The sequence below is a fragment of the Microbacterium sp. SA156 genome, assembly GCF_049065455.1.
Classification (GTDB): Bacteria; Actinomycetota; Actinomycetes; order Actinomycetales; family Microbacteriaceae; genus Microbacterium; species Microbacterium barkeri.
This window is the reverse complement of sequence record NZ_JBAKGU010000001.1, coordinates 54,439-79,048: the sequence shown is the minus strand read 5'-3', so window position 1 is coordinate 79,048 and position 24,610 is coordinate 54,439. Positions and strand designations below refer to the sequence as shown.

Genomic DNA, 24,610 nt, shown 5'->3' with positions numbered 1-24,610 from the left:
TCAGCCGTTCAGCTGGTTCTGCCACATCGACAGCGCCGACCCGATGGCCATGTGCATGTCGAGGTACTGGTACGTGCCGAGACGGCCGCCGAAGAACACGTCCTTCTCGCCCTTCGCGAGCTCGCGGTAGGCGAGCAGACGCGCGCGGTCCTCATCGGTGTTGACCGGGTAGTACGGCTCGTCGGCGCGCTCGGCGAAGCGCGAGTACTCGCGCATGATGACCGTCTTGTCGGTCGGGTACACGTCGGCGCGCTCGGGGTGGAAGTGCTTGAACTCGTGGATGCGCGTGAAGGGCACGTCGGCATCCGGGTAGTTCATGACGCTCGTCCCCTGGAAGTCTCCGATGTCGAGGACCTCCTCCTCGAAGTCGAGCGTGCGCCAGCTCAGCGCGCCCTCGACGTCGTCGAAGTAGCGGTCGACCGGGCCCGTGTAGACGATCGGCACCTGGCCGACGAGCGCCTTCTTGTTGAGCGGCTGCGACTCGTCGAAGAAGTCGACGTTCAGCTTGACCTCGATGTTCGGGTGGTCGGCCATCCGCTCGAGCCACGCGGTGTAGCCGTCGGTCGGCAGGCCCTCGTGCGTGTCGTTGAAGTAGCGGTTGTCGTAGTTGTAGCGCACGGGCAGGCGGCTGATGATGTCGCCCGACAGCTTCTGCGGGTCGGTCTGCCACTGCTTCGCGGTGTAGTCGCGGAAGAACGCCTCGAACAGCGGGCGGCCGACGAGGGCGATGCCCTTCTCCTCGAAGTTGCGGGCCGTCTTGACGTCGAACTCGCCCGCCTGCTCCTTCACGAGGGCGCGCGCCTCGTCGGGCGAGTACGCGGCCTGGAAGAACTGGTTGATGGTGCCGAGGTTCACCGGCAGCGGGTACACGACGCCGTTGTGGTTCGTGTACACACGGTGCACGTAGTTCGTGAACGTCGTGAAGCGGTTGACGTACTCCCACACCTTCTCGTTCGAGGTGTGGAAGAGGTGCGCCCCGTAGCGGTGCACCTCGATGCCCGTCGTGGCCTCGTTCTCGCTGTACGCGTTCCCGCCGATGTGGTGGCGGCGGTCGATGACCGTGACCTTGCGCCCGGCTGCTGCCGCGCGCTCCGCGATGGTGAGTCCGAAGAAACCGGAGCCGACGACGAGGAGATCCATCCGTGGTGCTCTTTCTCTCAAGGGGAAGGGCCCTGGCACGCTGTCGCGGCCTCCCCGAGTCTATGTGCATGCCCCTCGCGTATCCTGATGCCGCACATGAGCAACGAAGAATCCCCCGCCGAGACCGAGGCCATCGCCGGGATGAGCGGGCCGGATGGCCCGCTGCTGCGCCTCTTCCGCGACCGTCGCGTCGCCTTCCTGTTCGTCGGGGCCGTCAACACCGCGATCGGCTTCGCGTGGTTCGTGCTCTTCTCGCGTCTGTTCGAGGCCGGATGGCCGGGCGCCGCCTGGACCGTCTTCGCGGTCATCCTGTGCGCGCAGATCATGAGCACGCTCAGCGCGTTCGTCTTCTACCGGAAGCTCGTCTTCCGGGTGCGCGGCCACGTGTGGCTCGACTTCGTCCGGTTCCAGCTCGTGTACCTGGGGACGTTCATCCTCAACTTCGTCGTCGTTCCGCCGCTCAAGCTCTGGCTCGGCTGGCATGAGATCGTCGCGCAGCTCCTGTTCACGGTCGTGATCGCGTTCGCCAGCTGGTTCGGCCACAGCCGCTTCTCGTTCCACCGCAAGAAGGAGGACGCGTGACCGCTCCGCGCATCAGCGTGGTCATCCCCGCGTACAACAACGGCCGCACGCTCGGCGAGACGATGCGATCCGTGCTCGACCAGCAGGTCGACGGGCTCGAGCTCGTCGTCGCCGATCACGCATCGTCGGACGACACGTGGGACGTCATGCAGGGCTTCGCCGCCGACCCGCGCGTGACCCTGCTGCGCACCGAGGCCGGCGGCGGCGCCGCGCGCAACTGGAACCGCGTGACGGACGCCGCGACGGGCGCCTACCTCAAGCTCGTGTGCGGCGACGACGTCCTGCGGCCCGGCGTGCTCGCACGCCAGGCGCGGCTGCTCGAGCGGTCGGGCGCCGTCCTCACCGCCTGCAAGCGCGACATCATCGATGCCGAGGGCAAGGTCCTCATGGCCGGATGGGGCCTCACGGGGCTCGGCCGGCCCATGTCGGGCGGCGAGGCGCTCCGCCGCACCGTGCGCGCAGGCCGCAACCTCCTCGGCGAGCCCGCCTCCGTCATGATGCGCCGGGAGGCGTTCGCGGCGGCCGGCGGATGGCACGGCCGCTTCTCCTATCTGATCGACCTCGCAAGCTACGCCCGCGTGCTCGTCGGCGGCGGGTTCACGCCCGACACCGAGGTGGGCGCGACGTTCCGGATGAGCGACACGCAGTGGTCGGTCGCGCTCGTCGACGAGCAGACCGCGGAAGCGCGCGCCTTCCACGCATGGCTGCGCGCCGAGCACCCCGAGATCGTGACCGAGGCGGATCGGCGCATGGGCGACATCCGCGCCGGTCTCATGGCCCAGGCCCGGCGCATCTCGTACCGTGTCCTCAAGAGGAGGATGGGATGACCCTGCGCCGGCGCATCGCCTACGTGCTGCCGATCTACAACGAGGAGGGGAACATCCCCCTCCTGTACGAGCGCCTCGTCTCGGCCACGGCGCCGCTCGGCGACCGCTACGACGTCGAGTTCGTCTTCGTCGACGACGGCAGCCGCGACCGGTCGCTCGAGCTGCTGCGCGGACTGCGCGCGCAGGACCCTCGCGTCTCCGTGTACGCGCTCGCGCGCAACTACGGCCACCAGATCGCCGTGACGGCGGGCCTCGACGTCGCCGACGCCGACGCCGTGATCGTCATGGACAGCGACCTGCAGGACCCTCCCGAGGTCAGCCTCGAGCTCATCGAGCGGTGGGAGCACGGCGTCGACGTCGCCTACGCGCAGCGGCGCACGCGCGACGACGGCCTCTTCAAGCGCACGACGGCGCACGGCTTCTACTGGCTGCTGAGCAAGCTCTCGAGCGTGGACATCCCCCGCGACACGGGGGACTTCCGCCTCATGGACCGCCGGGTCGTCGAGGAGCTGCGCAAGCACCCCGAGCGCAACCGGTTCATCCGGGGGCTCGTCGCGTCGATCGGGTTCCGCCAGGAGGCCGTCCTCTTCGACCGCGACGCGCGGCACGCGGGCGAGACCGGCTATCCCCTCCGGAAGATGCTCAAGCTCGCGGGCGACGGCATCTTCGGCTTCTCGACCGCGCCCCTCAAGCTCATCAGCCGCGTGGGCGGCGCGATGGCCGTCCTCGCGCTCCTGTGGACGATCTACCTCGTCATCGCGCGTCTCGTGAACCCGGAGTCGGTCATCGAGGGCTGGACCTACCTCGCGGCCGGGATGTTCCTCCTCGGCGGCGTGCAGATGCTCATGCTGGGGGTGCTCGGCAGCTACCTCGGCCGCATCTACGTCGAGGTGCAGGGCCGCCCGCTCTACGCCTTCGCGGTCGCCGAGGCCGGGCCCCCGCCCGCGCGCTGACGGAGGCGCGCCACCCTGCGCCCGATGAGCCAGCCGAGGCCGATCGCCATCGCGAGGCCATAGGCGCCCATGAGCAGCGGCCACGCGGGCGGGCGGAACGACACGGTCACCGTCTCGCCGGGCGCCACGTCCGTCGCGTCGACCGTGAGAAGCCAGCCCCGCAGCGGCTCTGCCTCCGCCGCGCCCGTGACGGCGTAGCCCGGGTACGGCAGACGGCTCAGCACCACGCGCCCGTCCTCGCCGGCCTCGTCGACCTCGAAGGACACCGACGTGTCGTCCTGCGCGGTCACCGTGACGCGCGTGTCGGGAGCCGTCCACACGACGCCGCCCGCGCTCGGCAGCGCCTCATCGCGCTCGAAGAGCCAGGTGTACTCGCCGTCGGCCGCGAGCGTCCATCCCTCGGGCGCCTCCGGCTGCTCGGGGTACGTTTCCTTCATCGCGACGATCGTGCTCACGCTCATGAGGTCGGCCACGCGCAGGCCCGTCTCCTCGTCGACCGACCACAGCGTCTCGAGGGCGTCCTCGCAGGTCTGCCCGCGCAGGTCGATGCAGAGGTCGTCGCCGAACGTCTCGAACGGCAGGACGGTGTAGAGGCTGCTCACCTCCGTCGGGCTGAAGTACCAGAGGTTGGCGAGCAGCCGCTCCGACCAGCTGTCGCGGTCCTGCCATCCGTCCTCCGCGTCGCCGACGACGATCGCGTCGCCGTGCGCGTCCGGGAGGACGGCCTGCAGGGCCGTCGCGCTGTCGGGCGCGCTGCGGCTCGGCAGCGGCGACTCGGGCAGGAAGCGCATCTGCCCCGCGGCGAAGACGGCCGTCACGATCATCGCCCCGACCACCGCGACGGTCGTGCGCCGTCGCACGCGGGGCGAGCGCGCGACCCATCGCAGCGCGACGAGCGCCGCGAGGGAGACGAGCGCGGCGGCTCCGATGGCCTTCCACGCGTACGGCCCGTTTCCCCAGGTCAGGACCGAGGTCACGGCGATGACGAGCGCCGAGAGCCAGAAGGCGCGGCGCGTCGCCCCCGCGGGGAAGCGGCGCGAGATCCCCACCGCGAAGAGCACGATGAGCACGATCGCGAGATACGGGATGAGGCGCAGCGGCCAACGGATCGGCCCCATGTGGCTCGGCCCCAGCACGAGCGCGAGCACGAGGCCGCCGAGCACGAAGAGCGGGATGGCCCGCTGCACGGCCGAGCGCGCGAGCGGCAGCGCGAGCGGGAAGAGCAGGAGCACCCACGCGATGTAGACGAGCGGACCGGGCGTGATGTCGCCGAACCAGGAGCGGATGGTCGCGCTCACCCAGGGATTCCCCGCCGACGCGAGGTCCGTGAGATCGGCGTTGAGGAACCCGAGGTTCTCGAACGGCGCGTTCCCGCGCTCCGTCACGGGCGCGGTGAGGACAGCGGGCAGGTACACGACGATCGTGAGCAGCGCGCCCCACGCCGAGGCGAGCAGGGTCCGCAGCACCCGGGGGCCGTCGCGGCGCACCGCATGGCGCACGAGCGACTCGACGAGCACGACGACGAGCATCATGACGCCGAACACGTAGCCGACCGTGATGAGCAGGTAGCTCGCGACGAGGTACGGCAGCGGCGAGCGGCGGTGCTCGACCGTGCGCCGCAGCGCCCACCACACCCACGGGAACAGCGCGACGTTGATGAGGTCGGTCGACCAGGATGCGGCGTCCATGTAGACGACGAAGCCGGACGACGGCACGAGCACGCCCGCGAGCGCCGCCCACGGACGGTGCGCGCCGAACTGGCGCGCGAGCAGGTACACGCCCAGAGCGAGCACGACGAGGAACGCGAGCTTCACGCCGGTCGCGTGCGCGACCGGACTCTCGCTGAGCCGCGCCGTGACGGCGATGAGCCACGTCATGGGGTTGAGGAGGCCCCACTGGCCTTCGGCCCAGTAGTTGCCGGCCTGCCAGGCCGAGGGATCGAGCATCGGCAGGCGCCCCTGCAGGAGCTGGTCGCCGAGCTGCCACCACTGCCCCGCCGAGCCGCGCTCGGTGTCGTCGGAGAAGTAGAACCGCGGGGTCACGAGGAGCCGTGCGGCCGCGAGAGCGAGGGTCGCCAGGACGGTGAGAAGGGGCCAGCCCACCCGCTGCGCGCGCCGCCGTGCCCGATTCGTGCCGTCCGCCGTCATCTGTCCTCCGCTGCTCGCCCGCCGCGCGGCGGGCCAGACTCGATGGTAGTGCGAGCAGCCGGGCGGACCCCGCGATCAGCGCGCCGGGCCCTCGAGCTCCTCGAGCGTGCGGCCGCGGGTCTCGCGGGTGAGGAGCGTCGCGAGCGCCGACACCGCGCAGATGGCGAACGTCACGGCGCCGATCGTGAGCGGCACGTTCTCCGTCCCAGGAGGGGCGATCGCCGTGAACAGCGACGGGAAGAACGCCGCCAGCATGAGCCCGATGTTCTGCGACACGGCGAAGCCGGTCACGCGGATGCGCGCGGGGAACTGCTCCTGGAAGAAGGTCGCGAAGGTCGCGTTCCACATCTGGAAGAAGATGCTCTGCACGATGACGACGAAGACGAACACGAGCACGAGGCTGCGCTGCTCCACGGCCCACAGGTACGCGACCGTGAGGAGGCCTCCGCCGAGCCCGCCCGCGACCATGAAGCCACGGCGTCCGAACCGGTCGGACAGGCCGCCGAAGATCGGGATGGTGAGGGCCGCGGTGAGATTGGCCACGAGCGTGACCCAGAGGAAGTCGCTCGTCGAGAACCCGATCCCGTACCCCTCCTGCGTCGCATACGACACGCCGAAGACGAGCGTGGCCATCCCGATCACGTTCGTGAACGTCATGAGGATGCAGCGGATCATGACCCACGGGTACGAGCGCAGGAGCTCCACGACGGGGAACCGGCGACGGACCTCGACGGCGCTCTCCGCGGAGAAGACGGGCGTCTCGTGCACGCCGCGGCGGATGAGGTATCCCGCGATGATGACGACGGCGCTGAGGAGGAACGGGATGCGCCATCCCCACGCGGCGAAGTCCTCCTCGCTGAGCACGGCCGCGAGCGGGAGCATCACACCGGTGGCGAGGATGGAGCCGATCTGGGTGCCCTGCAGCGTGAAGCTCGTGAAGAAGCCCCGTCGCGCGTCGGGCGAGTGCTCGACGACCATCGCCCCGGCGCCGCCCAGCTCTCCCGCGACGGCGAATCCCTGCACGAGGCGCAGGATGACGAGGAGGATCGGCGCGAGGACGCCCACCTGCGCGTACGTCGGGAGGAGGCCGACGAGCAGGGTCGAGAAGCCCATGAGCAGCATCGCGAGGATGAGGACGTTCTTGCGCCCGCGCCGGTCGCCCCAGGCGCCCAGCAGCACGGCGCCGACAGGGCGCGCGACGTAGCCGACCGCGTAGGTCGCGAGGGACGAGATGATGCCCACCGTCGGGTCGCCGGTCGGGAAGAACACGACCGGGAAGACGAGCGCCGCGGCCTGCGAGTACAGCGCGAAGTCGTAGTACTCGAGGGCGCTGCCCACCCATGCGCTGAGGGCCGCCTTCTTCGGCTCCCGAACGATCCCGCTGTCGGCTTCGGCCTGCTTCGCTGCGCTCATGCCGTCACTCTCCTGTCCGCACTGACTCGCCGACCCGAACGTGGGTAAGCGTTTTCCATCGTAATGGAACGTTTCAATCGCGACAACTCGGGCGTCGGCGGGCGGTGCGGGCGACGGCGTCCGCCAGGGGTCACGGGGTCTCCTGTGTCACGATGGGCTGTGTGAAGGGCATCATTCTGGCGGGTGGGTCGGGGACGCGTCTGCATCCGGTGACGTTGGGCACGTCGAAGCAGCTGGTGCCGGTGTATGACAAGCCGATGGTGTACTACCCGCTGTCGACGCTGATGCTGGCGGGGATCCGGGAGATCCTGGTGATCACGACGCCGCATGATGCGGCCTCGTTCGAGCGTCTGCTGGGCGATGGGTCGCAGTTCGGGGTGTCGATCTCGTTCGCGGTGCAGCCGTCGCCGGATGGGCTGGCGCAGGCGTTCACGATCGGGGCGGATTTCATCGGCGATGACAAGGTCGCCCTCGTGCTGGGTGACAACCTGCTGTACGGGCCGGGGCTGGGCACGCAGCTGAAGCGGTTCGCGGATGTGGACGGGGCGGCGGTGTTCGCGTACTGGGTCGCGGAGCCGTCGGCGTACGGGGTGGTCGAGTTCGACGGGTCGGGGCGGGCGGTGTCGCTGGAGGAGAAGCCGGCGCACCCGAAGTCGAACTACGCCATCCCCGGCCTGTACTTCTACGACAACGACGTCGTCGACATCGCCCGCGGGCTTCGGCCCTCCCCGCGGGGGGAGCTGGAGATCACGGACGTGAACGCCGCGTACCTGCGACGGGGGAAGCTGCGGGTGGAGGTGCTGCCGCGCGGGACGGCGTGGCTGGACACGGGCACGTTCGATCAGATGGCCGACGCGGGAGACTACGTGCGCACGATCGAGCGGCGCACGGGGTTGAAGATCGGGTCTCCGGAGGAGATCGGGTGGCGGCAGGGGTTCCTGTCCGACGACGACCTGCGTCAGCGGGCGCAGAAGCTGGTGAAGTCGGGGTACGGGGCGTACCTCCTCGAGGTCCTGGAACGGGGTAAGTGAGCATCGTGGGCACTCTTGTCGTCACCGGCGGGGCCGGTTTCATCGGATCGAACTTCGTCCACCACGTCATCGCGCACACCGACCACCGGGTGATCGTGCTGGACAAGCTCACCTACGCCGGCAACCCCGCCTCCCTGGCCGGGCTGCCCGAGGACCGCGTCGAGCTCGTCGTGGGCGACATCGCCGACGCGGACCTCGTCGACTCCCTGTTCGCCCGCGCCGACGCGGTCGTGCACTACGCCGCGGAGTCCCACAACGACAACTCCCTCAACGACCCCCGCCCGTTCCTGGACACCAACATCGTCGGCACCTACACGCTGCTGGAAGCCGCCCGCCGCCACGGCACCCGCTTCCACCACATCTCCACCGACGAGGTCTACGGCGACCTCGAGCTCGACGACCCGGCCCGGTTCACCGAGACCACCCCCTACAACCCCTCCTCCCCGTACTCCTCGACGAAGGCCGGCTCCGACCTGCTCGTGCGCGCGTGGGTGCGCTCGTTCGGGATCGCCGCGACCATCTCGAACTGCTCCAACAACTACGGCCCCTACCAGCACGTGGAGAAGTTCATCCCCCGCCAGATCACGAACATCATCCGCGGCATCCGCCCCAAGCTCTACGGCGCCGGGCAGAACGTGCGCGACTGGATCCACGCCGACGACCACTCCTCCGCCGTGCTCACCATCCTCGAGCACGGCCAGATCGGGCAGACCTACCTCATCGGCGCCGACGGCGAGAAGAACAACAAGGACGTCGTCGAGCTCATCCTCGCCCTCATGGGCCAACCCCGAGACGCCTACGACCACGTCGCCGACCGCCCCGGCCACGACCTGCGCTACGCGATCGACTCCACCAAGCTCCGCACCGAACTCGGCTGGACCCCCCGCTACCAGGACTTCGAAGCCGGACTCGCCGCGACCATCGACTGGTACCGCGAGAACGAGACCTGGTGGGCACCCGCCAAAGACCACGTCGAAGCCTTCTACGCCTCGAAAGGACAGTGACCCGCAGTGACGACGTTCGGCAAGACCCTCGCCGTCACCGACACCCCGATCCCGGGGCTCGTCGTGCTCGACCTGCCCGTCCACGGCGACGCCCGCGGCTGGTTCAAGGAGAACTGGCAGCGGGAGAAGATGACCGCGCTCGGGCTGCCCGACTTCGGGCCCGTGCAGAACAACATCTCCTTCAACGACAAGCCCGGCACCACCCGCGGCATCCACGCCGAACCGTGGGACAAGTACGTCTCCGTCGCGACCGGGCGCATCTTCGGCGCCTGGGTCGACCTGCGCGAGGGCCCCACCTTCGGGGCCGTGTTCACCGCCGAGCTCGACCCGTCGAAGGCGATCTTCGTGCCCCGCGGTGTCGGCAACAGCTACCAGACCCTCGAGCCCGACACCGCCTACGTCTACCTCGTCAACGACCACTGGTCCCCCGACGCGGCCTACTCCTTCCTCAATCTCGCCGACGAGACCGTCGCGATCGACTGGCCCATCCCGCTCTCCGACGTCGAGATCAGCGACAAGGACCGCACCCACCCGCGCCTGGCCGACGTCGTGCCGATCCCGCCGCGCAAGACCCTCGTGCTCGGCGCGAACGGCCAGCTCGGCCGCGCCCTGCGCGCCCTCCTCGGCGACCGCCCCGACATCGAGTACGCCACCCGCGCCGACCTCGACCTCGCCTCCCCCGACCTCGACACCGCACGACCCTGGCGCGACTACGACGTCATCGTCAACGCCGCCGCCCACACCGCCGTCGACCACGCCGAGACCCCCGAGGGCCGCACCCAGGCCTGGGCCGCGAACGCCACCGGCGTCGCCGCGCTCGCCCGCATCGCGACCGAGCACCGCTGCACCCTCGTCCACATCTCCAGCGACTACGTCTTCGACGGCACATCCGACGCCCCCTACCCCGAAGACGCCCCCCTCTCGCCCCTCGGCGTCTACGGGCAGACCAAGGCCGCCGGCGACGCGATCGTGCAGACCGTCCCCCGCCACTACCTCATCCGCACCAGCTGGGTCATCGGCGACGGCCGCAACTTCGTCACCACCATGGCCTCCCTCGCCGAACGCGGCATCGACCCCTCCGTCGTCGCCGACCAGACCGGACGCCTCACCTTCACCGACGACCTCGCCGCCGGCATCCACCACCTCCTCACCACCCGCGCCCCCTACGGCACCTACAACCTCACCGGCAGCGGACAGCCCGCCACCTGGGCCCAGATCGCCCAGAGCGTCTTCGCCCTCACCGGCCACGACCCCGCCCGCATCACCCCCGTCACCACCGACGCCTACTACGCCACCGCGACCGGCCCCATCGCCCCCCGCCCCCGCAACAGCGTCCTCGACCTCGCCAAGATCACCGCCACCGGCTACACCCCCGCCGACCACACCGACCGCCTCGCCGCCTACCTCACCCCGCAGTGACCACGCGCACCCCCGCGCGCGCCGACATCCAGGCCCTCCGCGCCCTCGCGGTGCTCGGCGTCGTCCTGTTCCACATCTGGCCGCGAGCCCTGCCGGGCGGCTACGCGGGCGTCGACGTCTTCTTCGTCATCTCCGGCTTCCTCATCACGGGCCAGCTCGTCCGCGCACGCGAGCGCGGAACGCTGAGACTGGGAGCGTTCTGGGCCACCCGCGCCCGCCGCCTGCTGCCCGCGAGCCTGCTCGTGCTGCTCGCGAGCGTCGTGCTCGTGGTCGTGTGGACGCCCGCGCCCCAGCAGGCCCACGACCTGCGCTCGATCGTCGCGAGCGCGCTGTATGTCGTGAACTGGCAGCTCGCGGCCGACGGGGTCGACTACCTCGCGCACGACGCGGCTCCGCCGATCGCCCAGCACTACTGGTCGCTCGCCGTCGAGGAGCAGTTCTACCTCCTGTGGCCCCTGCTCGTCCTCGCCGCCACCGCGCGCCGCCTGCGGGGGCGACGGGTGCTCGTCGCCGGCGTCGTGGCGGTCGCGGTCGTCGGCTTCGCGGTGAGCGTGTGGCTCACGGGCGCGAGCTATCCGTACGGCTACTTCTCGACCGCGAGTCGCCTGTGGGAGTTCGCGCTCGGCGCGATCGTCGCGCTCCTGCCCCCGCTCGCGCTGAGGGCATCCGTCCGCCTGGCCATCTGGGTCGCCGCGGTCGCCGCGCTGGTGATGGCGATGCTCGTGTTCGACGCCGCGACGGCTTTCCCCGGCCCCTGGGCGCTCGTGCCGACCGCGGCGACCGCGCTCCTCATCGCGATCGGGCCGACCGCGCCCTCGCACGCGTTCGAGCGGCTCGTCGCATGGCGCCCCGTGCAGTGGGTGGGCGATCAGTCGTACGGCGTGTATCTCTGGCATTGGCCCCTCGTGGTGATCGCGCCGCACGTGCTCGGCCGTGCGCCCGACCTCCCTGAGAACCTGCTGCTGCTCGCGACGACCTTCGTGCTCGCCGCGGCGTCGAAGCGGCTCGTGGAGGATCCGATCCGCTTCGGCGCGCGCCCCCGCACGGCCCGGCCCTCCCGGATCCTCGCCCTCACCGCAGTCGGGATGGCGGTGGTCGTGGCCGTCGCCGCCCTGCCGATGTGGCACGGAGCGACCGCGGCAGCCGAGCAGCGCGCACAGGCCGAGGCGAGCCTGCGAGATCCCGCCCAGTGCCGCGGTGCGGCAGCCCTCCTCGAGCCGGGCTGCGCCGGCCGCGCGGACGAACGGCATCCGATCGCGGATGTCGTGCCCGCCCTGGCTGGCCTCCGCGACGACACGGCGGGCGCCTTCGACTGCTACGACTTCGATCCCGGCGCAGGCGGGGAGCCGGTGTCGTGCACGTTCGGCTCCGAGGCGCCCGGCGCGGTCCGGGTGGCGCTGCACGGGGACTCGCATGCCGCGATGCTCATCCCCGCCCTGCGGGAGGTCGCCGACGAGCGCGGATGGCGCGTCGAGACGTTCGTGGGGCGGGGCTGCGTCTGGCAGGAGCCCGCGAGCGCCGCGTGCGCCGAGCGGAACGCACGGCTCGAGAGCCGTCTCGCCGACGGGGCGTACGACGTGCTGCTCGTCACCGCGGTCAACTCCGCCGAGCGCGACGCGGCCGCGCAGGCCGCGGTCGCCGACCGCTACGCCGAGGCGTGGCGGTCGGCGCAGGAGGCGGGGACGCGCGTGGTCGTGCTCGCCGACAACCCGCGTGTGCCCGCAGCCGCCCAGGACTGCGTGGCCACCGCGGATGTGCTGACCGAGGCGACCTGCGCGATCCCGCGCGCCGACGCGGCGCTCGAGAGCGATCCGCTCCGCGCGACCGCGGCGTCTCTCGACGCGCCGCTCGTGGATCTGTCCGACGCGTACTGCACGGCCGACGCGTGCCCCATGATGCTGGGAGGCGTGCTCGTGTACCGCGACCTCCACCACATCACGGGGTCGTTCAGCACGACACTCGGCGGCTATCTCGCCGAGCGTGTGAGCGCGGCGATCGGCGTCGAGCCGTCGCCCACCCCGAGGAGGAGTCGATGAAGAACGCCGGAACCGTGCTCGTGTTCCCCACGTGGCCGGAGAACCCCTACCTCAACCTCCTCGAGCTGGCGGCGCGTGCGGCCGGCTACCGCTTCCGGGGCGCGACGACGCATGCCGAGCTGCTGCACGCCCTGCCGGCCCTGCCCCGGGGCGGCGTCGTGCACGTGCACTGGACGACCCCGCTCGTGCAGGAGGCCGCCGACGAGGCCGACGCCCGCGACCGTCTGCGCCGCCTCCTCGCGGCGCTCCGCGACGCCCGCCGCCGTGGTGTGCGGATCATCTGGACGCTGCACAACCGACTGCCCCACGAGCTGCGCTTCCGGGAGGCAGAGATCGCCCTCTACCGGGGCCTCGCCGACCTCGCCGACGTCGTGCACGTGATGGCGCCCGACACGGCAGCGGTCGTCGCCGACGTCGTCGCGCTCGATCCGGCCCGGATCCGCGTCATCCCTCATCCCAGCTACGAGGGGATCTACGACGCGGGCGTCGGCCGCACCGCCGCACGGGCGTCGTTCGACCTCGCGGAGCGCGATCGCGCGGTGCTCTTCCTCGGGCAGATCCGGCCCTACAAGGGCGTCGACGCGCTCGTCGAGGCCGCGACCGCCGCGGGCGACGACATCGTCCTCCTCCTCGCCGGCGTCGTCAAGGAGCAGTCGGAGGAGGAGGTCGCCGCGCTCCTTCCCGACGGGCTCCGCGCGCACACGCAGTTCTCCTTCGTGCCCGACGGGGATCTCGCGCGCTGGTTCCGCGCGGCCGACGTCGCGGTGTTCCCGTACCGCGCGATCCTCAACTCGGGCAGCGTGCACCTCGCCGCCACCTTCCGGGTGCCGGCCGTGCTGCCGGATGAGCCGCACCTGCGCGAGCAGTTCGGGGACGAGCGCTGGGTGGCGTTCTTCGACACCGCGCGGCCGGCGGCATCCATCGCCGAGCTGCTCCGCGACCGCGAGCTGTTCGCGGGCGTCGGCGAGCGCGACTTCGCGCGCTTCACGGCCGGGATCTCGCCGTGGCGCACGGCGAGCGCCTACCGCCGGCTGCTCGACGAGCTCAGCGCAGCGCCCTCGCCCGCTCTCGCGCCACGATAAGCGCTCGCCGGACCGCCCGCGGCGCCCAGTGCCGCCGGCGCCGCACGACGGTCACGCCGTCGACGCGCGCGTAGAGGAACGGATCCCGCGGGTCGTACACGGGCAGCTCCCCCTCCCCGTCGACGGCCACCGCGACGCCCTCCCGGGCGACGAGAAGCGCCGGGGTGAGGGGTCGGTGCAGCGGCAGCGCGCCCGCCGGGAACACCGCGCGCCATCGCCACCCGCCGCGGACGTCCGCGCGCCACGTCGTCTCCGCGGCGGGGACAGGCGGGCGGCCCGCGAACTCCCCGTCGTGGAGCACGGGGACGCACGCGTCCTGTCCGCGGGCGCTGCGTCCCTCCACGACGAGCGATCCTCCGATGCGCGCGACGTGCGTGACCCGTCCGTCGAGCTCACGACGTGCCGCGAGCGCCCGCCCGAGGTCGCGCTCGGCGACGCGCGCCTCGGGGACGAGCATGAGGGCGCGCTCGCCGAGCACGCGGCGCACGGCCTCGACGAGCCGGTGCCAGGCATCGACGTCCTCGTCATCCGACCGCAGCGACGAGGTGAGCGGCGTGATGAGCGCCTCGCGCTCCTCGGGAGACAGCGCCGCGACGGCGTCCAGGGCGTCCAGTGCCGCGTGCCAGTCCGCGACGGGCTGCGGGCCGAGCCCCGTCATCCATCGCGCGAGCGGACGGATGGCGGCGCGCCTGCCTGCCGCGGCCATCCGCAGCACGAGCGCGCGGAGCGGGTCGCCGGCGAACGGCGGCGTCGCCTCGAGAAGCTCCCGCAGCGCGTCGCGCACACGCTCATCGTCCGCTCCGTCTGCGGCGTCGCGCGCCGCCCAGCGCGCGACGTGCACGAACCCGTCCCGCTCGCGCACGAGATCCGCGTACACCGTCGAGAGCCGCTCGTCGCCCGCGTCGGCGACAAGGCGCGCGCAGGTGAGCTCCTGGTCCAGATAGCTGAGCAGCGACGCCGCCGAGTCGGCGCGCGCCGACATCGAGCTGCCGCCCGGCCGCTCGCGGTAGAGATAGACGACGTCGGAGACGACGTCGACCCGGCGCGCGCGCAGGTAGGCGCTGACCATCGGCACGATGTCGTTGGACCGCGGGACGTCGGGGAAGCGGATGCCCGTGCTGCGCAGCCAGTCGAGCGCGAACGCCTTGTTCCAGCAGGGGCGGCTGAAGAGCAGCGTGGGCTCGTCGCGCAGGGCCGTGCCGCGCGCGGGACGGTCGAACGCCGGCATCACGTCGGTCGGCCGCCACGTGTCGGCGGGACGGAACTTGAGGTAGTCGCCGAACGCGATATCCGAGCCGCTGCGGGCGAGGCTGTCGACGAGGGCGACATAGGCGCCGTCGGGCACGAGGTCGTCGCCGTCGCAGAAGACGAGGAACCGCCCTCGGGCCGCATCCATCCCCGTGTTGCGCGCCGTGCCGCCGCCCCGACCGGCCGAGGGGATGAGCCGCACCCGACTGTCGCGCTCCGCGACCTCCGCGACGAGGTCGGCCGTGCCATCCGTCGAGGCGTCGTCGACGACGAGGACCTCCATGCCCGCGACGCGCTGGGCGAGGACCGTCTCGAGCGTCTCGCGGATCCACGGGGCGACATCGTGCGTGGGGATCACGACGGACAGGACCGGGCGCTCAGTCACCACCCGATCCTATCCGCGCGCATCAGCGGACCGCCGAGCCCTTCGGCAGGAAGTCCACGGTCTGCGCCGTGAGGGTGAGGATGGTCGGCCACGCTCCCCCGTTGAGGCGCCGCACGGCCGCGACCGACGTCACATGGCGCAGGCGCCCGCCGTCGAGCACATAGACGCGATCGCTCGTGGCCGACTTCACGAAGATGCGGCCGGGCACGCGCCCGCCGGAGAGGTCGAGCACGCGGCACGTCGCCGTGTCGAGCGTCGTCACCGCGAAGCCCGCCGTCGTGGTCACGGCACGCAGCCTGCCGCCGGCGGCGAAGTACGTCGTGCCGCCGCAGCGGGCGAAGAGGCTCAGGCTCCCCTTGTCGGCGTACCCCGTGAGCGTCGCGCCCGGGACGTGCGCGTCGACGCCGCGACCGAGGCCGTACTCGTCGGCGAAGCCCCAGCTCGGGAGGTACACGAGGCGGCGGTCGGAGGTCGCGAGGTACACCCGGGCGGACGAGGTCCGCTTGACCCACGAGCCGGGCGCGAACCGGACCTCGCCGATCGTGTAGCGCGAGAGGCCCGACGGCGGCATGACAGCCGCGAACGGCTTCGACGATCCCGCGAGTGCCGCCGCGGCGGCGGCGTCGTAGAGCGGGTGCAGCTTCGAGCCGCTGATGAGGTGGAGCGTCGTGCCGCTCCACGTGCGGCGCGCGACGTTCGTCATCGTCGCGCCCTGCTTGACCGCCGTGTACGTGCCGGCCGTGAGGGCGAGCTCCGTGCCGCACCTGCCGCCCCACTGCCAGACCTGCGTGCAGGTCGTGAAGCGGTGGCGCTGGCCGCCCTGCAGGAGCGAGATGTCGCCGGTCGACGCGTTGCGGATGAAGCGCGAGGACGTGCCCTTCGTCGGGTATCGCGCCGCCTCGTCCGCCGAGACCGAGCGCCACGAGCCGAAGGCGGCCTCGTATGCCGAGAGCAGCTCTCTCGCGACGTGGACCTTGCTCGCGCCGTTGAGGAGGAAGATGTCTCCGTTCGGCGTCCGGATGAGACCCGACGTCGGCCCGCGCGTCGCCCCGAACCAGTCGGTGAAGTAGTTGTAGAAGTTCCGGTTCCCGTAGGCGGAGCACGCGTCGCCCGTGCCGTACCCGGCACGCAGCGCCGCGGCGTTGGGCTGATACGGCGTGTAGTAGTAGAGGCTCGCCGTGGCCTTGTTCCGGATCGTGACCGGTCCCGAGCCGCACGACGCGTTCGGGTGATACCGGACCTGCGACACCTTCCCGACCGGGAACCAGTCGAACCAGCTGGACTTCGCGTAGATCTGGTACTGCCGTGCCGCGCCGTAGACCTGGTTCTGGAAGCCGTAGTAGCGGGTGTCGCAGGCCGACGTATCGGGGCAGGCCATGCCCATCGCGATCGTGTACCGCCACGAGCTCGGCCACGTGTGCGTGACGAGTCCCTGCTCCTTCTGCAGCATCACGAGGAGCACCTTGGGGCTGATGCCGCACGCCTGCGCGACCTTCGCGATGATCGTCGCGGCGGACTCGCTCGAGGCGCCCTGATAGGGCTTCGTGCAGTACGCGTCGGCCTTGCGCGACGTCGTGCTCGCGCGGAAGTCCTTGAGGCAGGTGTACCCCGACTGGCAGGTCGGCACCTTGCGCTTCAGGAAGTCCTGGATCTGGGCGGCGCTCATCGACCCGCTGTCGTAGAACACGGCGTCGCTGATGATGTTGCCCGGGTCGAACCCGACCAGGCTCACCGCGCTCGCGCGCAGCTCCGCGCCCTCCTCGACGACCGCGGCGTCGAGCGTCGTGTCCTGCGCGACGCGGTCCATCTCCTCGTCGGTGAGCGCTCCGGGGGTGGGCGAGGGCGTCGGCGTCGCGCTCGGCGTGGGTGCGGCACTCGGGGTCGGCGACGCACTCGGCGTCGCGGACGGGAGCGGCGGCGCGCTCGGCAGCACGCCGGGGGCCGTCGTCGCCGAGATGACGGGCTCGTCATCCGCGTCGGGCGCCGCGGCGAGGGCCGGGCTCGCAGCGGAGAGGACGCCCGCGAGGAGCGAGACGACCGCGAGGGTCGACAGAGCGAGACGTCCGCGCGCGTGCGCCGACGTGCGAGAGGGTGCACGCATGTGAACAGTGTGACAGATGTGAAAGCTCTGAGAAGGGGCGGATGGCGCCGGGCCTGCCGCGCGGGCCGCGTCCATGTCGCTCCGAGGGTGGCCGGGCGGGTCCATGGGAGGATTGACGGGTTGCGTCGCACGGCCCGGTCCCCGGCCCGGCGCGTTCGAGTCGGCCAGAGAGGTTTCAGGCGTCATGAAGTTGAGTGTGATCGGTTGCGGGTATCTGGGTGCGGTGCATGCGGCGGCGATGGCGTCGCTGGGGCACGAGGTCGTCGGGATCGATGTCGATGAGGCCAAGATCGCCAAGCTCGCCGCGGGCGAGACGCCGTTCTTCGAGCCCGGGCTCGGGGAGATCCTCACCCAGGGGCTGGAATCGGGTCGCCTGTCGTTCACGACCGACATGTCCGCCGCCGCGGGCGCGCAGGTCCACTTCATCGCCGTGGGCACCCCGCAGCGCCACGACGGCACGGGCGCGGACATGACCTACGTCAACGCGTCCGTCGAGTCCCTCCTGCCCCACCTGCGCCCCGGCGACCTCGTCGCGGGCAAGTCGACCGTCCCGGTCGGCACCGCCAGCCGCCTGGCCGAGCTGATCGCCCCCACCGGCGCGCACCTGGCCTGGAACCCCGAGTTCCTCCGCGAGGGCTTCGCGGTCAAGGACACCATCGAGCCCGACCGGCTCGTGTACGGCGTCTCCGACACCACCGGCACCGACGACACCGCCACCCTCGACGCCGTCTACCACACCGCGATCGCCGCGGGCACCCCCCGCCTGGTCACCGGATACGCCACCGCCGAGCTCGTCAAGGTCGCCGCCAACAGCTTCCTGGCCACCAAGATCAGCTTCATCAACGCGATGGCCGAGATCGCCGAGACCGTCGGCGCCGACGTCACCCAGCTCGCCGACGCGATCGGACACGACAACCGCATCGGACGCCGCTTCCTCAACGCCGGCGTCGGATTCGGCGGCGGCTGCCTGCCCAAGGACATCCGCGCCTTCACCGCCCGCGCCGAGGAACTCGGCAAGGGCGAATCCGTCGCGTTCCTCAAGCACGTCGACGAGATCAACCTCCGCCGCCGCCAGCGCGTGGTCGACCTCGCCGTGGACAGCTTCCCCGACCACATCAACGGCCACCGCGTCGCCGTCCTCGGCCTCGCATTCAAGCCCGACAGCGACGACACCCGCGACTCCCCCGCCCTCGACGTCGCCGTCCGCCTCAAGGGCCTCGGCGCCGACGTCATCGCCTACGACCCCGAAGCGATCCCCAACGCCCGCCGCGCCCACCCCCAGCTCGCCTACGCCGACACCCTCGACGACGCCCTCACCGGCGCCGAGACCGTCGTCATCGCCACCGAATGGAAAGCCTTCCGCGACCTCGACCCCCACACCACCCGCGACAAGGTCGCCCGCCCCGTCATCATCGACGGCCGCAACATCCTCACCCCCACCACCTGGCGCGACGCCGGCTGGACCTACCACGGCATGGGCCGCTGACATGACCCCCCGCGTCGCCATCGTCGTCCGCACCAAGGACCGCCCCGACTTCCTGCGCAGGGCGCTGCGGAGCATCACGGGCCAGACGCTGACGGCGTGGGAGGCCGTGATCGTCAACGACGGCGGCGAGCCCGCGGTCGTCGACGCGCTCATCGCGGCGCTCCCCGACGAGCACCGCGCGCGTGTGCGCGCGGTGCACTCGGAGACGTCGCGCGGGCGCTGGGTGAGCGCGAACGCGGGGGTCCTCGCGACCTCTGCGCCGCTCCTCGTCCTGCACGACGACGACGACACATGGCATCCCGAGTTCCTCGAGCGGGCATCCGCCTACCTCGACGCCCACCCCGAGCGCGGCGGCGTGGTGTCCCGCATCGAGATCGTGTGGGAGGAGCAGCAGGGCGACCGCCTCGTCGCCGTCCGCCGCGAGGTGTTCCAGCCGCAGCTCGCGGTGCCGACCCTCGCCGACACGCTCCTGTTCAACCGGTACGTGCCGATCGGCTTCGTGTACCGCCGCAGCCTCCACGAGGAGCTGGGCCTGTACGACGACCGGCTCCCCGTCGTCGGCGACTGGGACTTCAACCTGCGCGTGCTCGCGCGCGGTCCCCTCGAGTACCTCGCCGACGAGCCGTACGCGTACTGGCACCAGCGCACCGGCGCCGACGGCGCAGCGGGCAACAGCGTGATCGAGTCGCGCGGGGATCATGAGAAGCACGATGCGCTCATCCGCGATGAGGCGCTGCGCGCGTACGTCGACGAGCACGGGCTCGGCCTCGTGCTCTACCTGACGAAGTTCATCGACCGGCGCTTCGTCGAGGTCGAGAACGGCATCCGCGACGAGGTGCGCCGCGAGGTGGGCCGCCTCAACGTCCTCCAGCGCGGCTACGACAAGGTGCGGCGCCGCCTCGCCCGCTGACCGGCCGCACGGCGTCGCGCGCGATCAGTGCGGCGTCGTGCGGACGAGCTCGACGGCCTCGTCGATCGGGCCGTCGAAGAGCACCTTGTGCTCGTGGATGAAGATCCCGCGCGAGCACAGGCGCTTCACAGTGCCCATGTCGTGGCTCACGACGAGCATCGTGACGCCCTTCGCCGTGAGCTCCTCGATCTTCGCGTAGCACTTCTGGCGGAACGGCGCGTCGCCGACCGACAGCACCTCGTCCACGAGGAGCACGTCGAGGTCGACGTGGATCGCGACCGCGAAGGCGAGCCGCATGAACATGCCCGAGGAGTAGTGCTTCACCTCGGTGTCGATGAAGTCGCCGATCTCGCTGAACGCGACGATGTCGTCGAAGCGCGCCTCGATCTCGTCCTGCTTCATGCCGAGGATGGCCGCGTTGAGGTAGACGTTCTCGCGCCCCGAGAGCTCGGGGTGGAAGCCGGCGCCGACCTCGATGAGGCCCGCGACCCGGCCGCGCGTGAAGACGCGTCCCTTGTCGGGTTCGAGCACGCCCGACACGAGCTTGAGCGTCGTCGACTTCCCGGATCCGTTGAAGCCGAGGACGGCGACCGACTCGCCCTCGCCGATCTGGAAGCTCACGTCGTCGAGCGCCGTGAAGACGTCGCTGCGGACCTTCTTGCGCTGGATCCAGCCGATGAACGCCTCCTTGAAGGAGTGCGTGTTGCGCTTGAGGAAGAGCTTCGACACGTGGTCGATGACGATCGCCGGCTTCGTGGCCGACGTGACGGTGAGGGTGTTCGACATCACAGATCCTGGGCGAAGGTGCGCTCGAAGCGGCGGAACGTCAGCTGGCCGATGACGAGGATGACCGCGCACAGCGCGACGGCGATCCCGAGGTACACGAGGAAGTGCTCGGGGAACCCGTGCGGCTGTTCGTCCGCGTTCGTCGGGACGGTGGGCTCCCAGAACGTCCAGTGGAACAGCTCGACCGCGATGGTCACGGGGTTCGACATGTAGAGGTGGAGGATCCAGCCCGTGGCCTTCTCCTCCACGAGCGTCCACGCGTAGAGCACGGGCGACGCCCACGTCGAGACCATGCGGATGATCTCGACGAAGTTCTGCGCGTCGCGGTAGCGCACGTTGATGCCCGCGAAGAAAAGGCCGAGGCCGAGCGCGAGCGCGGCGATGAGCACCATCCCGAGGAGCATCGCACCGAGGCCCGCGAACGTGGGCAGCCAGCCGTAGATGAGGCTGACCACGAGGAGGATGGCCAGCTGCGGCAGGAAGTGAATGAACGCCACGATGATCGCGGAGATCGGGAAGAGCTCGCGCGGCAGGTAGATCTTCTTCACGAGGGCGCGGTTGTCCACGATGGCCGTCGTCGCGTTGCCGAACGCCTCGTTGAAGAAGTTCACGGCGACGAGACCGGCGAAGAGGTAGATCGGGAAGTTCGTGATGCCCCGGTTGCCGTCGAAGATGAAGCCGACGACGAGGAAGTACATGAGGAACTGGATGCCGGGCTTGACGTACGACCACGTCCAGCCGAGCACCGAGTTGCGGTAGCGCGTCGCCGTGCCCTTGCGCACGAGGAGGCGGAGCAGATACCGCCAGCGGAACACATCCGCCAGTCCGCGACCTCGGCCGGGGACGTCGTATTCCGACAGATCGATCGTCGTCACTGGTGCGCGCCCTGCCTCGTCAATCGGGAAAAAGCCACACGCGATCCTATCGCCGCACCCGCGGGCAACCTGGAGGCCAGCCCCGAGCGCGCGGCGTCACAGCTCGGCATGCAGCTGCCAGACCTTCTCCGCCGCGCTGTGCCACGAGAACGCGCGCGACCGATCCCGCGCGCGCAGCGCCATCCGCTCGTCGTCGATCGCCGCCGCGAGCGCGTCGCCCATCTCGGCGCCGTCGACGACCGCGCCACCGTCGAGGACGACCTCGCGGTGTCCGTCGCAGTCGGCGGCCACGACGGGGGTGCCGAGGGCCATCGCCTCGACGACGCGCCAGGGCCACGCGGCCCGCGTCGACCCGGCCGCGAACGCCGCGGCGTGCGCGAGAACCGCGGCGCGGTCTCCCCGATCGAGCGAGCCGTGCGTCCGAACGCGCTGCGGATCGGCGCCGACGGCGTCCGCGATCTCCCGCACCGCGCCGTCCTGCCCCTCCGGCACGTCGATGACGACGACGTCCGCGTCGACGGCGCGGGCGGCCGCGAGCGCGCGGGCGAGGCCGTCGGACGCCGCAGCTCCTCCGGACGCCGCGATGTAGCGGGCGGGCAGCGCGAGGTCGCGGCGACGCGCGTCGACGTCGCTGGGGATCGAGAAGCCCTCGGGCGGCGCACCGGCGACGACCCGGACGCGCGGACCGAACGCGGCATGCTCGGCGAGGCGGTCGGCGATCGCATGCGTCGGCACGACGATCGCATCGGCGTGCTTCTGCGCGCGCTTCAGGAGCGCCTGCTCGAGCGCGGCCGCCGCACGGGGCAGCTCGCCCGGCGCCTCCCACGCGCGCAGATCCCACAGCGTGACGACGGTCTGCGCGTGGTCCTTCGCCCGGTCATGCCGGACGAGGGGCGCGAGGAGCGTGGGCGCGTGGATGAGGCCGCCCTCGGCGCCCGCGGCCACGCCCATCCGCCAGGCCGCGACGAGCTCCCGGCGCGCGAGAGCGAGGCGCTTCTCGCTCGAGATGCCGTCCAGGCGCAGCGGCTCTCCGGCCGGCGCGATCGCGTCGACGACGCATCCCGAGGGCGCCGACTCGATGAGCATGCGCGCGAGGTCGCGCGCGGCCGCGGAGAGATCGGGGTCGGTGGGTGCCGCGAGCTGGTCGAGGACGACTCGCAGCCGCACCGTCATCCCGACGACTCCTCGGGGTGCAGGACGCTCTCGAGGTAGGCGTGGATGGCCGCGAAGTCGGGCGACTCCTGGTCGACCGCGATCGGCCCCTCGGGCGTCAGCTCGACGGAGGTCACCGCCTGGCTCTTCGCCTCGACCGCAAGGTCGAGGAAGGTCGGCAGGAGCGACTGGGGGATGTCGGTCTCGACGATCGCGGTGCCGGCGCGTGCGACGTCCTGGAAGCGCGTGAGCACGTTCTCCGGCGTGAACTGCGCGAGGATCGCCTCCTGCAGCTGCCGCTGCCGCTGCATGCGGTCCCAGTCGCTTGTCGTGTAGCGGGAGCGCGCGTACCACTGCGCGGTGTCGCCGTCCATGTGCTGCGCGCCCGGCTCGATCCATCCGATCGCCCAGTCCTCGGCCGGCTGGCCCTCGTACGCGGGCCCCCCGCCCTTCGGCAGGCGCTGCGACACCTCGATGTCGACGCCCCCGAGCGCGTCGACGAGCGCCGCGAAGCCGTTCATGTCGATGAACGCGTAGTACGGGATCTCGAGGCCGGTCACGCCCTCGGCCGCGTCCTTCGTGGCCTCCACGCCCGGCGACGAGCCGTGGCGCTCGGCGTCGGGGTAGAGCGAGGCGCCCTGGTCCTCGCGGCAGATCTCGGCGGCCTGGCGGATGTGGTTCATCCAGTCGTCCCAGCCGCACGACGGATCGGCGTGCCCCTCGAACCCGTTCGGGTAGAGCGCCTGCATGGGGCTGCCGTCGCTGAACGGCGCGGCGCCCAGCTCGCGCGGGATGCCGGTGATCGTCACGGCGCCGGTCGATGCGTTGATGGAGACGACCGAGATGCTGTCGAACCGCATGGAGTCGCGGCCGTCGCCCGAGTCCGCGCCGAGCAGGAGGATGTTGTAGTAGCCCTCGCTCGGCGGCACGACCGGCGCGCTCGCGGCGAAGATCGAGCCGAGCGCGTTGGAGGCCGCGACGAGGCGCGGCGCGGCGTAGGCCACCGTGCCGCCCGTGACGACCATGAGCAGGATCGCGAGCGCCGCGATGCCGAAGCGCGCGGGGCTCTGCGTCCGGACGAGCCGGACGAGCCGCAGGGTGTCGATCGACAGGACGATCCAGAGCACGCCGTACGCGACGACGATCGCCGCGAGAGCGAGCAGCACGAGCGGGTTGAGGAGGATGGTCATGGCGCCGTCGCGCCAGAGCAGGAGCGCGAGCGCGCCGACCGCGACGAGCACCCAGGACAGGAGGGTCGCCCCCAGGCCGAAGCGGCCCAGTCGACGGCTGCCGGCGAGCACCTGCGCGGACCCGGGGATGACCCAGCCGAGCAGGACGAGCCACCATCCGCGGCGCGTCATGAGCGCCGCATCGGCCGCGTCGGGGTGCCGCATCGGGCGCGTCTCGACGAGAGCGCTCGATCGCAGCGGCGTCCGGGTGCGTGCCATGGCGGCAACCGTCACAGAGAGCCCTTCAGACGTGCGTTCTTCTCCTCGACCTGGCGCTCGAGGTCGCGGGCGTACTCCTCGATGCGGTCGGCGATCGCGGCATCGGCGGTGCCGAGGATGCGCGCGGCGAGGAGGCCGGCGTTCTTGGCGCCGTTGATCGACACCGTGGCGACGGGGATCCCCGCCGGCATCTGGACGATCGACAGGAGGGAGTCGAGTCCGTCGAGCGTCTTCAGCTGCACGGGGACGCCGATCACGGGAAGCGCCGTGACCGACGCGAGCATGCCGGGCAGGTGGGCCGCGCCGCCGGCTCCCGCGATGATCGCCTGGAGTCCGCGGCCGCGCGCCTCACGGCCGTAGCGGATGAGCTTGTCCACCGTGCGGTGCGCCGAGACCACCTCGACCTCGTGCGGGATGCCGAGCTCGGTGAGAGCGGTCGAGGCGTCGACCATGACGCGCCAGTCGGAGTCGGAGCCCATGACGACGCCGACGAGGGGCGTTTCGGACGAGTTCAGCACCCGACAAGGCTAGGGCGAGACCCTGGAAATCGCCGGGAGCGACATCGCCTCGCTCCCCCGGCCCGCG

General features: G+C 71.3%; 20 protein-coding genes. 10 read left to right on the top strand and 10 right to left on the bottom strand.

Annotated elements, in window-relative coordinates; translation table 11 throughout:
• Nucleotides 1–1,140, bottom strand: a complete 1,140-nt coding sequence (glf, locus tag ACOWU6_RS00335) for a UDP-galactopyranose mutase (protein WP_324014260.1) — start codon at nucleotides 1,138–1,140, stop codon at nucleotides 1–3.
• Between the two features lie 96 nt (nucleotides 1,141–1,236).
• Here glf and ACOWU6_RS00330 point away from each other — a divergent pair, with 96 nt between their 5' ends.
• The 3 genes from ACOWU6_RS00330 to ACOWU6_RS00320 are packed head-to-tail and all read left to right on the top strand — an operon-like array spanning nucleotide 1,237 to nucleotide 3,502.
• The gene (locus tag ACOWU6_RS00330) at nucleotides 1,237–1,722 is read left to right on the top strand and encodes a GtrA family protein (protein ID WP_421074327.1); all 486 of its coding nucleotides are present in this window, start codon (nucleotides 1,237–1,239) and stop codon (nucleotides 1,720–1,722) included.
• Nucleotides 1,719–2,549: a glycosyltransferase family 2 protein gene (locus tag ACOWU6_RS00325; RefSeq protein WP_271172848.1), complete on the top strand. Its 831-nt coding sequence runs from the start codon at nucleotides 1,719–1,721 to the stop codon at nucleotides 2,547–2,549. The genes ACOWU6_RS00330 and ACOWU6_RS00325 overlap by 4 nt, the downstream gene beginning before the upstream one ends.
• The gene (locus ACOWU6_RS00320; RefSeq protein ID WP_421074326.1) at nucleotides 2,546–3,502 is read left to right on the top strand and encodes a glycosyltransferase family 2 protein; all 957 of its coding nucleotides are present in this window, start codon (nucleotides 2,546–2,548) and stop codon (nucleotides 3,500–3,502) included. Before ACOWU6_RS00325 ends, ACOWU6_RS00320 begins: the two co-directional genes overlap by 4 nt.
• Here the strand turns inward: ACOWU6_RS00320 and ACOWU6_RS00315 are convergent.
• Together ACOWU6_RS00315 and ACOWU6_RS00310 are read right to left on the bottom strand one after the other, a co-directional pair.
• Nucleotides 3,457–5,649 (bottom strand): hypothetical protein, encoded by a 2,193-nt coding sequence (locus tag ACOWU6_RS00315; protein ID WP_421074325.1) that lies wholly within the window; start codon nucleotides 5,647–5,649, stop codon nucleotides 3,457–3,459. The two genes, ACOWU6_RS00320 and ACOWU6_RS00315, sit on opposite strands and share 46 nt — an antisense overlap.
• Nucleotides 5,650–5,724: 75 nt before the next feature.
• Nucleotides 5,725–7,062, bottom strand: coding sequence for an MFS transporter (locus ACOWU6_RS00310; RefSeq protein ID WP_421074324.1), 1,338 nt, complete (start codon nucleotides 7,060–7,062; stop codon nucleotides 5,725–5,727).
• 161 nt (nucleotides 7,063–7,223) lie between these two features.
• On the opposite strand from ACOWU6_RS00310, the gene rfbA reads away from it, so the two are divergent.
• Genes rfbA through ACOWU6_RS00285 form a run of 5 tightly spaced genes read left to right on the top strand, consistent with a single transcriptional unit; the run spans nucleotide 7,224 to nucleotide 13,634 of the window.
• Nucleotides 7,224–8,093 (top strand): glucose-1-phosphate thymidylyltransferase RfbA, encoded by an 870-nt coding sequence (gene rfbA / locus ACOWU6_RS00305; RefSeq protein ID WP_421074323.1) that lies wholly within the window; start codon nucleotides 7,224–7,226, stop codon nucleotides 8,091–8,093.
• A gap of 5 nt (nucleotides 8,094–8,098) precedes the next feature.
• The gene (rfbB, locus tag ACOWU6_RS00300; RefSeq protein WP_421074543.1) at nucleotides 8,099–9,097 is read left to right on the top strand and encodes a dTDP-glucose 4,6-dehydratase; all 999 of its coding nucleotides are present in this window, start codon (nucleotides 8,099–8,101) and stop codon (nucleotides 9,095–9,097) included.
• Nucleotides 9,098–9,103: 6 nt separating this feature from the next.
• On the top strand, nucleotides 9,104–10,516 hold the full coding sequence (locus tag ACOWU6_RS00295) for a sugar nucleotide-binding protein (protein ID WP_421074322.1): 1,413 nt from the start codon (nucleotides 9,104–9,106) through the stop codon (nucleotides 10,514–10,516).
• Nucleotides 10,513–12,552 carry an acyltransferase family protein gene (locus tag ACOWU6_RS00290; protein WP_421074321.1) on the top strand — a complete coding sequence of 680 codons (2,040 nt, stop codon included), beginning with the start codon at nucleotides 10,513–10,515 and terminating at the stop codon, nucleotides 12,550–12,552. Before ACOWU6_RS00295 ends, ACOWU6_RS00290 begins: the two co-directional genes overlap by 4 nt.
• Nucleotides 12,549–13,634, top strand: a complete 1,086-nt coding sequence (locus ACOWU6_RS00285; RefSeq protein ID WP_421074320.1) for a glycosyltransferase — start codon at nucleotides 12,549–12,551, stop codon at nucleotides 13,632–13,634. The genes ACOWU6_RS00290 and ACOWU6_RS00285 overlap by 4 nt, the downstream gene beginning before the upstream one ends.
• On the opposite strand, the gene ACOWU6_RS00280 is transcribed toward ACOWU6_RS00285, so the two are convergent.
• Complete coding sequence (locus tag ACOWU6_RS00280) at nucleotides 13,597–15,267, bottom strand: glycosyltransferase (protein WP_421074319.1); 1,671 nt, start codon at nucleotides 15,265–15,267, stop codon at nucleotides 13,597–13,599. The genes ACOWU6_RS00285 and ACOWU6_RS00280 overlap by 38 nt on opposite strands.
• A 22-nt stretch (nucleotides 15,268–15,289) precedes the next feature.
• Entirely contained in the window at nucleotides 15,290–17,368 is a 2,079-nt protein-coding gene (locus ACOWU6_RS00275) for a hypothetical protein (RefSeq protein ID WP_421074318.1), read from the bottom strand.
• 184 nt (nucleotides 17,369–17,552) lie between these two features.
• Between ACOWU6_RS00275 and ACOWU6_RS00270 the strand changes: the two genes are divergently transcribed.
• A complete protein-coding gene (locus ACOWU6_RS00270; protein ID WP_324012313.1) occupies nucleotides 17,553–18,854 on the top strand; it encodes a UDP-glucose/GDP-mannose dehydrogenase family protein in 1,302 nt (433 codons plus the stop codon).
• A 1-nt stretch (nucleotide 18,855) separates the two neighbouring features.
• On the top strand, nucleotides 18,856–19,764 hold the full coding sequence (locus tag ACOWU6_RS00265) for a glycosyltransferase family 2 protein (protein WP_271173825.1): 909 nt from the start codon (nucleotides 18,856–18,858) through the stop codon (nucleotides 19,762–19,764).
• 24 nt (nucleotides 19,765–19,788) lie between these two features.
• Here ACOWU6_RS00265 and ACOWU6_RS00260 read toward each other — a convergent pair whose 3' ends face one another.
• The 5 genes from ACOWU6_RS00260 to purE form a co-directional block, all read right to left on the bottom strand.
• A complete protein-coding gene (locus tag ACOWU6_RS00260) occupies nucleotides 19,789–20,550 on the bottom strand; it encodes an ABC transporter ATP-binding protein (RefSeq protein ID WP_271173826.1) in 762 nt (253 codons plus the stop codon).
• Entirely contained in the window at nucleotides 20,550–21,425 is an 876-nt protein-coding gene (locus ACOWU6_RS00255) for an ABC transporter permease (protein ID WP_271173827.1), read from the bottom strand. Before ACOWU6_RS00255 ends, ACOWU6_RS00260 begins: the two co-directional genes overlap by 1 nt.
• Nucleotides 21,426–21,521: 96 nt before the next feature.
• Nucleotides 21,522–22,598, bottom strand: coding sequence for a glycosyltransferase (locus ACOWU6_RS00250; protein ID WP_421074317.1), 1,077 nt, complete (start codon nucleotides 22,596–22,598; stop codon nucleotides 21,522–21,524).
• Nucleotides 22,595–24,025, bottom strand: coding sequence for an LCP family protein (locus ACOWU6_RS00245; protein WP_271173829.1), 1,431 nt, complete (start codon nucleotides 24,023–24,025; stop codon nucleotides 22,595–22,597). The genes ACOWU6_RS00250 and ACOWU6_RS00245 overlap by 4 nt, the downstream gene beginning before the upstream one ends.
• Before the next feature lie 11 nt (nucleotides 24,026–24,036).
• Nucleotides 24,037–24,504 carry a 5-(carboxyamino)imidazole ribonucleotide mutase gene (purE, locus tag ACOWU6_RS00240; protein WP_282979736.1) on the bottom strand — a complete coding sequence of 156 codons (468 nt, stop codon included), beginning with the start codon at nucleotides 24,502–24,504 and terminating at the stop codon, nucleotides 24,037–24,039.
• Nucleotides 24,505–24,610: the final 106 nt, after the last annotated feature.

What these genes read in the sequence shown, in the direction of transcription:
- ACOWU6_RS00310 (WP_421074324.1), bottom strand. Translation starts at nt 7,062, where the DNA reads ATGAGCGCAGCGAAGCAGGCCGAAGCCGACAGCGGGATCGTTCGGGAG.
- ACOWU6_RS00245 (WP_271173829.1), bottom strand. Translation starts at nt 24,025, where the DNA reads ATGGCACGCACCCGGACGCCGCTGCGATCGAGCGCTCTCGTCGAGACG.
- glf (WP_324014260.1), bottom strand. Translation starts at nt 1,140, where the DNA reads ATGGATCTCCTCGTCGTCGGCTCCGGTTTCTTCGGACTCACCATCGCG.
- ACOWU6_RS00315 (WP_421074325.1), bottom strand. Translation starts at nt 5,649, where the DNA reads ATGACGGCGGACGGCACGAATCGGGCACGGCGGCGCGCGCAGCGGGTG.
- ACOWU6_RS00320 (WP_421074326.1), top strand. Translation starts at nt 2,546, where the DNA reads ATGACCCTGCGCCGGCGCATCGCCTACGTGCTGCCGATCTACAACGAG.
- ACOWU6_RS00265 (WP_271173825.1), top strand. Translation starts at nt 18,856, where the DNA reads ATGACCCCCCGCGTCGCCATCGTCGTCCGCACCAAGGACCGCCCCGAC.
- ACOWU6_RS00285 (WP_421074320.1), top strand. Translation starts at nt 12,549, where the DNA reads ATGAAGAACGCCGGAACCGTGCTCGTGTTCCCCACGTGGCCGGAGAAC.
- ACOWU6_RS00260 (WP_271173826.1), bottom strand. Translation starts at nt 20,550, where the DNA reads ATGTCGAACACCCTCACCGTCACGTCGGCCACGAAGCCGGCGATCGTC.
- ACOWU6_RS00250 (WP_421074317.1), bottom strand. Translation starts at nt 22,598, where the DNA reads ATGACGGTGCGGCTGCGAGTCGTCCTCGACCAGCTCGCGGCACCCACC.
- purE (WP_282979736.1), bottom strand. Translation starts at nt 24,504, where the DNA reads ATGGGCTCCGACTCCGACTGGCGCGTCATGGTCGACGCCTCGACCGCT.
- ACOWU6_RS00270 (WP_324012313.1), top strand. Translation starts at nt 17,553, where the DNA reads ATGAAGTTGAGTGTGATCGGTTGCGGGTATCTGGGTGCGGTGCATGCG.
- ACOWU6_RS00330 (WP_421074327.1), top strand. Translation starts at nt 1,237, where the DNA reads ATGAGCAACGAAGAATCCCCCGCCGAGACCGAGGCCATCGCCGGGATG.
- ACOWU6_RS00275 (WP_421074318.1), bottom strand. Translation starts at nt 17,368, where the DNA reads ATGCGTGCACCCTCTCGCACGTCGGCGCACGCGCGCGGACGTCTCGCT.